This window comes from uncultured Litoreibacter sp., assembly GCF_947487515.1.
GTDB lineage: Bacteria > Pseudomonadota > Alphaproteobacteria > Rhodobacterales > Rhodobacteraceae > Litoreibacter.
This window is the reverse complement of the sequence record NZ_CANKWO010000003.1, coordinates 308,937-320,710: the sequence shown is the minus strand read 5'-3', so window position 1 is coordinate 320,710 and position 11,774 is coordinate 308,937. Positions and strand designations below refer to the sequence as shown.

At 57.9% G+C, this 11,774-nt stretch carries 14 protein-coding genes and 1 riboswitch; of the genes, 4 read left to right on the top strand and 10 right to left on the bottom strand.

The features are described from left to right. Positions 1–110: 110 nt before the first annotated feature. The 4 genes from rpiB to trmB all read right to left on the bottom strand — a co-directional run bounded on the left by rpiB (position 111) and on the right by trmB (position 2,440). The gene (gene rpiB, locus Q0746_RS11500; protein WP_298261255.1) at positions 111–560 is read right to left on the bottom strand and encodes a ribose 5-phosphate isomerase B; all 450 of its coding nucleotides are present in this window, start codon (positions 558–560) and stop codon (positions 111–113) included. 138 nt (positions 561–698) lie between these two features. Continuing rightward, a complete protein-coding gene (locus tag Q0746_RS11495; protein WP_298260374.1) occupies positions 699–1,136 on the bottom strand; it encodes a hypothetical protein in 438 nt (145 codons plus the stop codon). Positions 1,137–1,200: 64 nt separating this feature from the next. Next, on the bottom strand, positions 1,201–1,581 hold the full coding sequence (locus Q0746_RS11490) for a hypothetical protein (protein WP_298260373.1): 381 nt from the start codon (positions 1,579–1,581) through the stop codon (positions 1,201–1,203). A gap of 148 nt (positions 1,582–1,729) precedes the next feature. Then, on the bottom strand, positions 1,730–2,440 hold the full coding sequence (gene trmB / locus Q0746_RS11485) for a tRNA (guanosine(46)-N7)-methyltransferase TrmB (protein ID WP_298260371.1): 711 nt from the start codon (positions 2,438–2,440) through the stop codon (positions 1,730–1,732). Between the two features lie 112 nt (positions 2,441–2,552). Here trmB and Q0746_RS11480 point away from each other — a divergent pair, with 112 nt between their 5' ends. Further along, a complete protein-coding gene (locus tag Q0746_RS11480) occupies positions 2,553–2,906 on the top strand; it encodes a hypothetical protein (protein WP_298260369.1) in 354 nt (117 codons plus the stop codon). A gap of 53 nt (positions 2,907–2,959) precedes the next feature. Here the strand turns inward: Q0746_RS11480 and metK are convergent, their stop codons facing one another. The 4 genes from metK to ybeY all read right to left on the bottom strand — a co-directional run bounded on the left by metK (position 2,960) and on the right by ybeY (position 7,163). Continuing rightward, the gene (gene metK / locus Q0746_RS11475; protein WP_298260367.1) at positions 2,960–4,141 is read right to left on the bottom strand and encodes a methionine adenosyltransferase; all 1,182 of its coding nucleotides are present in this window, start codon (positions 4,139–4,141) and stop codon (positions 2,960–2,962) included. Positions 4,142–4,148: 7 nt separating this feature from the next. Further along, positions 4,149–4,197, bottom strand: a riboswitch (SAM-SAH riboswitch). A 14-nt stretch (positions 4,198–4,211) separates the two neighbouring features. Further along, positions 4,212–5,723: an apolipoprotein N-acyltransferase gene (gene lnt / locus Q0746_RS11470; protein WP_298260365.1), complete on the bottom strand. Its 1,512-nt coding sequence runs from the start codon at positions 5,721–5,723 to the stop codon at positions 4,212–4,214. 5 nt (positions 5,724–5,728) lie between these two features. Further along, positions 5,729–6,628: a hemolysin family protein gene (locus tag Q0746_RS11465; protein ID WP_298260363.1), complete on the bottom strand. Its 900-nt coding sequence runs from the start codon at positions 6,626–6,628 to the stop codon at positions 5,729–5,731. 37 nt (positions 6,629–6,665) lie between these two features. Further along, complete coding sequence (gene ybeY / locus Q0746_RS11460) at positions 6,666–7,163, bottom strand: rRNA maturation RNase YbeY (protein ID WP_298260361.1); 498 nt, start codon at positions 7,161–7,163, stop codon at positions 6,666–6,668. Between the two features lie 138 nt (positions 7,164–7,301). Here ybeY and uraH point away from each other — a divergent pair, with 138 nt between their 5' ends. After that, entirely contained in the window at positions 7,302–7,655 is a 354-nt protein-coding gene (uraH, locus tag Q0746_RS11455) for a hydroxyisourate hydrolase (protein WP_298260359.1), read from the top strand. 22 nt (positions 7,656–7,677) lie between these two features. Here uraH and Q0746_RS11450 read toward each other — a convergent pair whose 3' ends face one another. Beyond that, entirely contained in the window at positions 7,678–8,592 is a 915-nt protein-coding gene (locus Q0746_RS11450) for a LysR family transcriptional regulator (RefSeq protein ID WP_298260357.1), read from the bottom strand. Between the two features lie 98 nt (positions 8,593–8,690). On the opposite strand from Q0746_RS11450, the gene Q0746_RS11445 reads away from it, so the two are divergent. Together Q0746_RS11445 and Q0746_RS11440 are read left to right on the top strand one after the other, a co-directional pair. Further along, complete coding sequence (locus Q0746_RS11445; protein WP_298260355.1) at positions 8,691–9,926, top strand: urate hydroxylase PuuD; 1,236 nt, start codon at positions 8,691–8,693, stop codon at positions 9,924–9,926. Further along, complete coding sequence (locus Q0746_RS11440; protein ID WP_298260354.1) at positions 9,892–10,758, top strand: shikimate dehydrogenase; 867 nt, start codon at positions 9,892–9,894, stop codon at positions 10,756–10,758. The genes Q0746_RS11445 and Q0746_RS11440 overlap by 35 nt, the downstream gene beginning before the upstream one ends. Here Q0746_RS11440 and Q0746_RS11435 read toward each other — a convergent pair. Continuing rightward, positions 10,748–11,758, bottom strand: coding sequence for a PhoH family protein (locus Q0746_RS11435; protein WP_298260352.1), 1,011 nt, complete (start codon positions 11,756–11,758; stop codon positions 10,748–10,750). The genes Q0746_RS11440 and Q0746_RS11435 overlap by 11 nt on opposite strands. Positions 11,759–11,774: the final 16 nt, after the last annotated feature.

Sequence of the window (11,774 nt, the reverse complement as noted above, 5' to 3'; positions counted from 1 at the left end):
AGGCAACAAAAGCAAGAAATACCTATTGCTAGCAATTCTCACCAAAAGAATTGCTAGCAAAAGCTGCACAAATAGATCTCAGCAATAAGGACGAGGAGGCAGGTCTGAGCCTACCCCTCAATCGCAGTGATCATATCCACGCGGGTCGCGTGGCGGCCGCCTTCGAACTCGGCGCTTAGGAAGGCGTCGACGACGTCCAGCGCCAGCGCATCGCCAAGCACGCGTGCGCCCATGGATAGCATGTTGGCGTTGTTGTGCTCGCGGATCATGCGGGCGGAGAACGTGTCAGAGCAGACGCCGCAGCGGATGCCTTTCACCTTGTTGGCCGCCATCATGATGCCCTGCCCCGTGCCGCACAGCAGGATGCCCAAGTCGCAATCCCCCGAGGCCACACGCTGTGCCGCGGCTTCGCCGTGCTTGGGGTAATGGGTGCTCTCGGAGGTCATCGGGCCAATATCTTCGACCTCGTAGCCAAGGCCTTTCACATGAGCGGCAATGGCTTTGCGCAGCTCTATGTCGGCGTGATCACTGGAGATAACGATGCGGGTTTTGGCGGTCATGACGATGTGCTTTCTGATGGGCAAACTCATTGGTGTGATACCTTTGCAAAGGGGCCACGTCCATTGCCCTTTGGGGAAACGCGAAGAAGCCGCGATATGTCGCGGCTTCGTCTTGCATCAGAACCTATCGGCGTTCCGTTAGTAGGCGTCTCCGACCGCAGGGGGCGAGGTTTCGAGATAGCCCGCGAGCAAGGCATTCATGCAGGCCGTTTCAAGTTGAGCATCGGTTGGGGATTTCTTCCGCGCGCCGATTTGGATACCGATGGCGTTATTGTGCAAATCCATCGCACGTTCCCCCGCAGGGTTGGCCGAATAGTTCTCATGCGCGGTGGTGAATTCCTTTGCCCCTTTTGCGCCGATATCGCGCGCCAGCAATGCCGAGGCATAGCAGTGGCGGAACGCATCCCCTTTACCGTTGTGCTGGCCTGCGCGGGGAAACTTGCGCGCGGCGGCGAGGCTGGCTTTTTCCTTGATCTCGAGAATGGTCGAAACTTGGTTCAGGTGGCGAATGAGGTAGATTTTCTCGGCAGGCGTCAGTCCGGTGGCCACACCTTTGATAACGGGAATATCGGGCATTTAGGTCTCCATAATTGATAAATCAAAATTCGTGTGTGTGTTGGCGGTGAGAAGTCGTAACGCGCTAATCGGTTAAAAGCTGAATGTCATTCACCAACCCGTTGGCGTCAAGATCGAGGACCAGCCAAAGTGAATCGATGCCAAACCCCGATTTTTCATCCCCAAGCCAGTAGACCATGTCATGATCCGCAAAATAGGGGGTGTCGGTTGGTGCCCCGATGATATCTTCGACTGCGGCGCGGCTCATTCCTTTGGAAAGATGATCATTCATCAAGGCTTCGACCATGGCGACCCGCAAATGTGGCGTGTCGTAGATTTTGTCCTCATCACTCCAAGACGTTTTGTCAAACTTCGACACCTGCACCACGTCCTGCCCCTTTTGCGTGCCCCACCAAAGCGCCCCAGCGCCCAGTAAGACCACGAAAATAGCAATCAGAAATTTCATCATGTGTCTCCAGTTAATGGGCGGACATTCACCTCAATTACACTGGGGCGCAACAATTAATGCCGCGGTCAGAGAAAATTATTCACTGCAAATGGATTTTGAATCTGCGTAGCAAAAACAGCGGCTTCTTTGTGCGGTTTTCGCAATGCTAGGTTTTGAAAAACGTCATGTAATGTGGCGAGCGCCCCTCGCGCAGGGCTTTTTGTTCATAGCGCGTGGAAAACCAATCCGGCCAAGCCACACTCAGGTCATCAGGGCTTTCCGTCAGCGTGAAACCTGCAGGCGGCACCTCTTCCAAAGTTTGGCGCACATAATCGACGATATCCGTCGCCACACGAAACTCATGACCGGATTTCAATTTCTTGGCCAAAGGCTCCAGATGCTCTGGTGTCACAAAGCGGCGCCGGTGATGGCGGGCCTTGGGCCAAGGATCGGGATAGAGCAGGAACATCTTATCAAGGCTGTTGTCCGGCAACACATCCAGCAAGTCGCGTGCATCACCTGGATGAATGACAATATTGCTCACCCCTTCGCGACGGATTTTCCCCAGTAAAGAAGCCACCCCGTTGACGTAGATTTCGCAACCGATGATCAGCACATCAGGGTTCGACTTGGCTTGATGGACAATATGCTCGCCAGAGCCAAAACCGACTTCGAGCCACAAAGGACGGCCCTGCCTGATCGCCTCTACATCCAGCAGGCTACGTTCGGGATTGTCTTCGCGGCTGACATTCTCAAGGCAGATCTGCGGGAGCAGCTCTTTGAGGTCCTGTTCTTGTCGCGCGTTTAGGCTTTGCCCCTTGAGGCGGCCGTAAAAGTTACGCCAAGGCGTTGCGGAATTTGTGTCTGATGTGCTCATGCGCGGGGGTGTAGCCGCGACGCGCAGCAGGTGCAACTGGGCTCACGTTCTGAACCTTGTGAACGGGCGGAAATTATGGTGACCTCTGCGGGTATTTCAAACAAGGTTTTCCATGCGGATTATTGCTATCGTTTGCGGCGTCATGTTGATCGCGCTTGCAGTGATCGGTGAAGCTACATTGGGTCTTTTTGACGGGGATCGAGACTTGGCGCGACGCGCCACACTTGTGGCCTTTACCCTGTTGGGAGGCATCGGTTTTGCCTGCCTGCAACCCGACCTATGGCGCTGGTACGGCAGATCCCTTCAACGGGTCATTGCCAAAGGGGGATCGCAGCATGCCGTCGCACAAAGGGTGTTGCGCGAGGACGTTCCCGACAAGTTATACGTTGCTGCGAAAGTTGCAGCCGTCGCATGTGTTGGCGCAAGTATCGCTTTAGCTTGGCACTTTTGGTCGGGTGGCAGCTAACAAGAAAGGGCGCACCATTGGCGCGCCCCTCACATCTTGTTCTCAAGGTCGGATTAGACCGCTTTTTTCAACGCCTCGACCAAATCAGTGCGCTCCCAAGAGAAGCCACCATCGGCCTCAGGCGCGCGCCCGAAGTGACCATAGGCCGCCGTACGCGCATAAATCGGGCGGTTCATCCCAAGTTGTTCGCGAATTCCCTGCGGCGTCAGGTCCATCAAACCGGCAACGGCGGCTTCAATAGCCGCATCCGGCGCTTCGCCTGTGCCATGGGTATCGCAGTAAATCGACAAGGGCTTGGCCACCCCGATTGCGTAGCTCAACTGGATGGTACAACGCTTTGCAAGGCCAGAGGCCACGACGTTCTTCGCCAAGTAGCGCGACGCATAAGCCGCCGAGCGGTCAACCTTGGTTGGATCCTTGCCGGAGAACGCACCACCACCATGCGGTGCAGCCCCGCCATAAGTGTCGACAATGATTTTGCGACCGGTCAGGCCCGCGTCCCCGTCAGGGCCGCCGATGACGAATTTACCTGTCGGGTTTACCCACCATTCGGTGTCCGCCGTCAGCCAGCCTTCGGGCAGAACTTCGGTGATGTAGGGTTCAACCACCGCACGGACATCTTGGGACGACATGTTCTCGTCCAGATGCTGGGTCGACAAAACAACCGAGGACACGCCAACAGGTTTGCCGTCTACATAGCGCACCGTCAGCTGCGATTTGGCATCAGGGCCGAGTGTTGGCTCTGTGCCGTTCTTGCGCACTTCGGCCAAGCGACGCAGGATCGAATGCGCATAATGGATCGGTGCGGGCATCAGCTCCGGCGTCTCGTCGCAGGCATATCCGAACATAATGCCTTGGTCGCCAGCGCCTTCTTCCTTATCCGAGGAGGCATCAACCCCCTGCGCGATATGGGCGGATTGTTCGTGCAGCAGGTTGGTCACTTCAACTGTTTTCCAGTGGAACTTGTCCTGCTCATAGCCGATGTCACGAATGCAGTCGCGGGTGATACCGTCGATACGCTCCATGTAGTCTTTCAGCTTGGCTTGATCAGACAGTCCAACCTCCCCGCCGATGACCACACGGTTGGTGGTCGCGAAGGTCTCTGCGGCGACGCGGGCTTCGGGTTCTTCAGCTAGGAAGGCGTCCAATACAGCGTCCGAGATGCGGTCACACACCTTATCAGGGTGCCCCTCGGATACGGACTCCGAGGTGAATAGATAGTTCTGTCGTGCCATGGGGAAGTGCTCCAAATATGTTTCTCCGCCACGTCAGGAAGCCGTTGTGGCGGTTTGAGTTGGCCTTGACCTACCCGTGTGGCGCAGTGCGGTCAATCGAAACACGGCGGCGTGCGGCGATCCGCCAGATCAGCAACAGCAGCAAAACCCCTTGCATGGGGGCGTCATGCAGCCTGCTGTAAAGAGTTGGCGCGGCAGGTTTTGGAAGCTTGGCGTCCAGATAGGCCGCCTCGTTCAACTTGGTTTGCGCCAGTACCCGCCCCCAAGGATCGATCACCGCAGACACGCCGGTGTTGGCTGCCCTGATCAAGGGCAGGCCCTGTTCCACGGCACGAATGCGCGCTTGCGCCAGATGTTGATACGGTCCGGAAATATTGCCGAACCACGCATCATTGGTGATTTGCAAAATCAGGTTGGGGCGGGGCAATCCGCGTAGGCTTTGCGGGAAAATCAGCTCGTAGCAGATGAGCGGGAGCGCCGGGCCAATGCCGGGAAGGTCGATCAGCTTCGGCCCCGGTCCCTTCGAGAACCCGCCCCCATCACGAGCTGCCAATCCGCGAATGCCAAACTGGGCCAAGGCCTCCCCAAAGGGGATGTATTCGCCAAAAGGCACAAGATGGTATTTGTAGTAGGTTTGCGCCCGTTGCCCGTCCGCGTCCAACAGGGTCAAAGTGTTGCGCCAGCCGTCTTCCACCCGATCGTTGCCACCAACGATCACCGGCTGCCCCGCAGCTGCCCGCGAGATGGCGTCCAGCACCGTCGGGGCCTCGTTCAACGGGTATGGCACCGAGGTTTCGGGCCACACAATCAGATCGGGTTGCGTCTCAGCGGGGCTGGCCGTCAAGGTAACCGCGCGTTGCAAGAACTTGCCCACATGCTCCGGATCCCATTTCAAATGCTGCGCAGCATTCGGTTGGATCAAACGCACGATCTTATCCGTGTTTTCCGTGGCATTAGAGGACAGCTGATAGCTGCCGTAGCCCCAACTCGCCGCCAGTACCGCAAGGGATATGGACATTCCCGCCCGAAGGTTTCGCGCATTCACACCCGCAGCAATTGCCAAAGTGACAGCTGTCAAAACCGGTGTCCCGCCTAGGGCTGCCAGCTGCATCACGGGGTGGTCGGACCAGATGTGGCCGATCGTTGCCCAAGGAAAGCCAGTGAACAGCACATTGCGCAGCATTTCCATCGCCGTCCATAGCGCAATCAACGCCAAAAGCCCGCCTATTCGACGCGCCACCCCAAAGGCCGTAGCCCACAACAGCGCCAAGCCCGCTGCCATGAAGAACAACGCGAAGGGGGCCATCCATCCATGTGCGGCAATGTCGACCAGAAACGGCTCAACAAGCCAAAACAGGGAAACCGCGAAATATCCGGAGCCGCCGGCCCAACCGGTCCAAGCAGCCTTGGGGGCGGTCGCCGACATGGTGTAGAGCCAAATCAATCCGGCAAATCCGACCAGCGCCAAGGGCCACATTGACCAAGGGGCCTGTCCCAATGCCCCAAGCGCCCCTGCCCCCAAAGCCAGCGCAAAAATGCGCCGGTTTGGTCGGGCGTCAGTTTGGAAGGCCCGCCGGAGCATGAGCGCTAGCCGGTTTTATCAAGCGGCACCAAAACGCGGAGACGTTTGATACGGCGAGGGTCTGCGTCGATGATTTGGAACTCGGCACCCGAGGGGTGCTCCACCACCTCGCCGCGTGTCGGCACGCGGCCCGACAACATGAACACCAATCCGCCGAGGGTATCGATTTCTTCGTCCATCTCGTCGTCGGACAGACGTTGACCGATCTCGGCTTCGAATTCCTCAAGCGGGGCACGGGCCTGCGCCAGATAGCTTCCCGGCTTTTCAAGTTTCCACAGGTCCGCTTCGTCGATGTCGTGCTCGTCTTCGATTTCGCCAAGCACCTGTTCAATCAGGTCCTCGATCGTCAACAAGCCGTCAACACCGCCGTATTCGTCGATGACCAATGCCATATGTTTGCGTTCGGTTTGCATCTTGGCCAACAAAACGCCAATCGGCATAGAGGGCGGCACGAAAAGCACCGGTCGCACCATGGTTTCCAGATCAAACTTGGGGCCCTTGCCATTGAACCCGTGGCGCAGGGCCACGTCTTTCAAGTGGATCATCCCAATGGGGGTATCCAGAGTTTCCTCGAACACCGGAAGGCGGGTCAGGCCACTTTCGCGGAACACCTCGACCAATTCATCAAGGCCGATGGTTTTCGAGGCTGACACGATTTCCGCGCGCGGCACGGCCACATCCTCCACGCGTTTCACCCGCAGGTTTCCGAGGCCAAGCGCCGGAGCCTTGATCGATCCATTTCTCGGGGATGGAGTGTCTATGGGATCGGGCGCACGAAAGGCGGCGATCACACGTGATATAAGTCCTGGTCCCGTATCACCGCCAATCGCGGTGTCGGTCCGGCTAGGGTCTATGTCCTGCGCGCTTCGCGCTGCGGTAGACGAGCCTTCTATTTCTGCGCCCATCGGTCCTTTTCCAATAATTCGGCCCCAAATGCGGGCCTTACCCCCTATATGGGTCCTCAATACCTAATTTTGCAAGAATTCTGGTTTCCAAACCCTCCATCAAGGCGGCATCTGGATCATTTATGTGGTCAAATCCCAACAGATGTAGCGTTCCATGCACCAAAAGATGGGTCACATGGTCGTTAAATGACGTCCCGCCATCCTCGGCTTCGCGCACGCAGGTCTCAAAGGCGATGGCGATATCGCCCAGCTCCAGCTCATGGGGGGCACCATCGGGAAGTTGTGGGATCATGCCAGGGAGCGCGGCGGCGCGTTCTTCGGAGGGCCATGACAAAACATTGGTGGGCGTCGGCTTGCCGCGAAATTCGGTATTCAGCTCCGCCACCCGCGCGTCGCTGCAGGCCAGCAGGCTGATTTCATAGTCGGCCTCCAGCGACAGTTCGGCCAAAGCCGCGTTGCAGGCGCGCTCGGCCAGCGTGGGCAGGCCTGCGTCGGTCCAACGCGTGTCTTCGGTTAATACTTCGATCTGTGCCATCCCCCCCACTTACAGCAGCGGCGTTTCGCGTCAATGGGGGTGGTTTTCAAATTTCAAACGAAGCTGCCTCTCGGGGATCGGGGTTTGCTTTCCGCCCCTGCAGTTGAGACACTGCACAAAAGCTTAACGGAGTGCGACATGGCTGGATTTTTGACAACTCACATCCTTGATACGGGTCGTGGCTGCCCTGCAAGCGGGCTTTCCATCGAGCTGCACCGCATTGAAGGGGACAACCGCACCCATCTGAAAACGGTTGTGACCAATGATGACGGGCGCACAGATGCGCATATTCTGCCCACCGAAGAGTTTCAAACCGGCACCTATGAGCTGGTTTTTCACGCCGGTGCCTATCTCGACCGGATCGGCACCCCGCCTGAAGAGCCGCGTTTTCTGGATGTGATCCCACTGCGGTTCGGCATGTCCCAAGCACAGCATTACCATGTGCCCCTGCTGCTGAGCCCCTTTGGCTACTCGACGTATCGCGGCAGCTAAGATCCTGCTAGCGTCGCCCCCCTTAGGGGCGCGCGGCGGTTATTGTCGATATGATCTGCTCGGAGGCGAAATCCATGAACAGTCGCGTTTTGGGGTCTTGGTGGCGACGATGGGTGAACAGGCAGGCCAGTTGCACGGGTTCGGGTGGGGTGTCCTCGCCCACCACGACCAATGCGCCGGATGTCAGGTGATCTGCCACCTCGAACGCGGGCTTCAAAGCAATACCCTGCCCCGACAGCGCCCAATCGGTTAGAATATCGCCGTCGTCGCATTCAAAACGCCCCGACACGCGGTACCGTTTGAGGCCTTCTGTTGTCATCAAGGGCCAGTGAAACTCGACCGCACCGGGAAAGCGCAGGTTAAGGCATTCGTGCCCCTCGCTTACGATCTCGTCACCCGATTTGGGATGCCCATGCGCCGCAATGTAGTCGGGGGCCGCACATAGGACACGCTGCACATCCGCGATTTTCTTGATCCGCAGATTGCTGTCTTCCGGCTGCCCTAAGAAGAACGCCAGATCCAAGCCCTCGGTGGTCAGATCCACCTTTCTGTCGGTCAGCCGCAGCCGCAAACTGACATCCGGATATTGCGCCAAGAACGCTGGCACTTGCGGCGCGATCAAACGCCGCCCCAGCCCCAGGGGGGCCGCCACATATAACGAGCCGCGCGGTTGCTCGGTGATATCGACGACTTGGGCTTCGGCGGCTTCAACGGCTTCCAACACCTGACGGGCCCCAGAGTAGAAAGTTTTGCCATGTTCGGTCGCGGTTAGATTGCGGGTGGTGCGCTGGAACAGGCGGACGCCAAGATGTTCCTCCAGCGAAGCGATCCGCGACGATGTAACGGCAGGGGAAATGCGCAAATCCCGACCTGCGGCGGACATGCTTCCCAACTCGAAGACGCGAACAAATGTGCGGATGTTATCGAAGTAGGACATTCTTTTGCTTTTTTTGACACAGCTAGGGGATTACCCCTAATACCAGAAAAGTGAAAATACGCCTAGAGTGCCAGAAACACCGTTAAGGGAGATGCCTCATGTATGATTTTGCCGTGATGTGGGATTGGGTTGGCTTTGCGGTGCGCTGGACCCATGTGATCACTGCCATGGCGTGGATCGGGGCCTCTTTCTACTTTATCGCGCTGGACTTGGGGCTGCGCAAAGCCGCCAACATGCCCGAAGGGGCCACCGGCGAGGAATGGCAAGTCCACGGGGGGGGCTTCTACCACATCCAAAAGTACATGGTTGCGCCAGAGCAAATGCCAGACCACCTGATCTGGCACAAATGGCAAAGCTATTCGACATGGCTGTCGGGGGCGGCCTTGCTGATGATCGTCTATTGGGTCGGCGGCGAATTATTCTTGCTGGACCCGACCAAAGCCGACCTGTCCTTATGGCAAGGCATCGCGATCTCGGCCGGATCGCTGACCATTGGCTGGCTATGTTACGACACCCTGTGCAAGTCCAAGCTCGGCGAGGCCCCGACCGCATTGATGTTGCTGCTGTTCGTTATTCTTGTGGTGATGTCATGGGGCTACGATCAAGTTTTCACCGGCCGCGCCGCCTTGCTCCACTTGGGGGCCTTTACCGCCACGATCATGACGGCGAATGTGTTCTTCATCATCATGCCCAACCAACGCATCGTGGTGGCGGATCTACAAAACGGGCGCACGCCCGATCCCAAATATGGCAAAATCGCCAAGCTGCGCTCGACCCATAACAACTATCTGACATTGCCTGTGATCTTCTTGATGCTGAGCAACCACTACCCGTTGGCCTTCGCCACCGAATATAACTGGATCATTGCCAGCCTGATTTTCCTGACCGGCGTTACCATCCGGCATTACTTCAACACCATGCATGCGACTGGCAAGGGCCCGCATTGGACGTGGGGCGTAACGCTGTTGTTGATGATTATCATTGCGTGGCTATCAACCAACCCGATGCTCGACAGCTATGACGATGCCGAGGCGCGGGCGCTCACCCCCTATGAGCAAGGCTTCGCAGCCGCCGACGGGTTTGAAGAGGCCTATGACGTTGTGCTGGGCAATTGCTCCATGTGTCATGCGCGCGAACCGGTTTGGGACGGGATACATTGGCCACCCAAGGGCGTGGTGTTGGAGACCGCAAGCGACGTTGCCCGCCACGCAAAGTCGATCTTCTTGCATGCGGGTGTGACCAACGCCATGCCGCCGCCCAACGCCATTGAGACCATGACCCCAGAAAACCGCGACATCCTTGTGGCATGGTATCGTGACGGCGCGGCACGGTAGGGTGTTCAAGCTTGGGCTGATTGGCGACAATATCGCCGCCTCGAAAGCCCCGCAGCTGCATGAGACGGCCGGACGGTTAAGCGGGGTTTCTGTCACCTATGAGCGGCTCGTGCCCAAGGACATGTTGCGCGACTTCGACGGGGTGTTTGATTTTGCCCGTGACACCGGCTTTCGAGGGGTCAATGTGACCTATCCCTACAAAGAGCGCGCGGCGCAAAAAGCCTATGTGGCTGATCCGCTGGTACGTGCAATTGGCGCCGTGAATACGGTGGTTTTTTCTGCGCAGGATGCGCCCGCAGCGCAAGGGTTCAACACCGACTACACGGGTTTCATTTGGGCCTACCGCAGCGCCCGCCAGATGGCACCGGCAGGCATCGTCTGCGTGATCGGCGCTGGTGGCGTGGGCAAGGCCGTGGCCTTTGGGCTGGTCAAGCTTGGCGCGAAAGTGATCCGTTTGGTCGACAAGGATAGCGACAAAGCCATGGCCGTCGCGCAAAGCCTAAAGGCGCTGAACTCCGGTGTGGTGATTGAAATCGCCTCGGATGCCGAGCAAGCCGCAAAAGGCGCGGACGGGCTGATAAATTGCACCCCGCTGGGAATGGTCGGCGTCGGAGGATCACCCCTGCCGCAGGGGGCGATGGCAGGCGCGTCATGGGCGTTTGATGCGGTATATACCCCGATAGAAACCGCGTTCCTAACCGACGCCAAAGCCGCGGGGCTCGACGTTATCTCGGGCTACGAGCTGTTCTTCGGCCAAGGCATAGACGCTTGGGCGATATTCACGGGCACGGCCATAGACCACGCCCGCCTGCGCCAAGAGATTACCCCTTAGCTTCGGCCGCCTCATAGGCTTCGATGATGCGGGCAACCAAGGGGTGGCGAACGACATCTTTGGCGGTGAAGTAGTTGAATGACACGCCTTTGACCCCTTGGATCAAATCCTCTGCTTCACGCAGGCCCGACTGAACCCCGCGCGGCAAATCGACTTGCGACCGGTCGCCGGTAATGACCATGCGCGACCCCTGCCCCAAACGGGTCAGGAACATCTTCATTTGCATCGTCGTGGCGTTTTGCGCCTCGTCGAGCACCACGAAGGCGTTGGACAACGTACGGCCCCGCATGAAGGCCAGCGGGGCAATCTCGATGCGGCCCTCTTCGATCAGCTTGGCCGATTGTTTCCCCGGCAAAAAGTCATTCAGCGCGTCATACAGCGGCTGCATATAGGGATCGACTTTGTCCTTCATGTCACCGGGGAGAAAGCCTAACCGCTCCCCTGCTTCGACGGCGGGGCGGGACAGGATGATCTTGTCGACCTTGCCGGTGATGAACAACGACACGCCGACGGCCACAGCCAGATAGGTTTTACCTGTTCCCGCAGGGCCAATGCCAAAGGCCAATTCATTTTTGAACAGCGCGGTGACGTAGTCCTTTTGCGCCTGAGTGCGCGGCTCAACGGTTTTCTTGCGGGTCTTGATTTCGACCGCACCACCTTTGAACATTTCGATCTGATCGCCATCTTGCGCGGTGGCAGTGTCGGCGGACCGGCCCATGCGAATCTCGGCCTCAATATCCGCCATTTCAACCGGCCGACCACCTTCCAGCCGCACATAGAGCGCCTCAAGAACCGTGACGGCTTTCTCCATGGCCTCGCCCATGACGGCCAGCTGATTGCCACGGCGCACGATTTGCACGCCTAACACTTGTTCAATTTGGGCTATATTCCGGTCGAACTCTCCACATAAGTCAATCAGCAACCGATTGTCGGGAAACTCCAGCAGGGTTTCAGACGGGGCGGCCTCCGTGGCGGGCACGGTCAATTCACTTGTGGTCAATGAGCTCTCCTCAGTT

Excerpts from the sequence above, each read along its gene's own strand:
- rpiB (WP_298261255.1), bottom strand. The coding sequence starts at position 560 with ATGACCGCCAAAACCCGCATCGTTATCTCCAGTGATCACGCCGACATA.
- Q0746_RS11495 (WP_298260374.1), bottom strand. The coding sequence starts at position 1,136 with ATGCCCGATATTCCCGTTATCAAAGGTGTGGCCACCGGACTGACGCCT.
- Q0746_RS11490 (WP_298260373.1), bottom strand. The coding sequence starts at position 1,581 with ATGAAATTTCTGATTGCTATTTTCGTGGTCTTACTGGGCGCTGGGGCG.
- trmB (WP_298260371.1), bottom strand. The coding sequence starts at position 2,440 with ATGAGCACATCAGACACAAATTCCGCAACGCCTTGGCGTAACTTTTAC.
- Q0746_RS11480 (WP_298260369.1), top strand. The coding sequence starts at position 2,553 with ATGCGGATTATTGCTATCGTTTGCGGCGTCATGTTGATCGCGCTTGCA.
- metK (WP_298260367.1), bottom strand. The coding sequence starts at position 4,141 with ATGGCACGACAGAACTATCTATTCACCTCGGAGTCCGTATCCGAGGGG.
- lnt (WP_298260365.1), bottom strand. The coding sequence starts at position 5,723 with ATGCTCCGGCGGGCCTTCCAAACTGACGCCCGACCAAACCGGCGCATT.
- Q0746_RS11465 (WP_298260363.1), bottom strand. The coding sequence starts at position 6,628 with ATGGGCGCAGAAATAGAAGGCTCGTCTACCGCAGCGCGAAGCGCGCAG.
- ybeY (WP_298260361.1), bottom strand. The coding sequence starts at position 7,163 with ATGGCACAGATCGAAGTATTAACCGAAGACACGCGTTGGACCGACGCA.
- uraH (WP_298260359.1), top strand. The coding sequence starts at position 7,302 with ATGGCTGGATTTTTGACAACTCACATCCTTGATACGGGTCGTGGCTGC.
- Q0746_RS11450 (WP_298260357.1), bottom strand. The coding sequence starts at position 8,592 with ATGTCCTACTTCGATAACATCCGCACATTTGTTCGCGTCTTCGAGTTG.
- Q0746_RS11445 (WP_298260355.1), top strand. The coding sequence starts at position 8,691 with ATGTATGATTTTGCCGTGATGTGGGATTGGGTTGGCTTTGCGGTGCGC.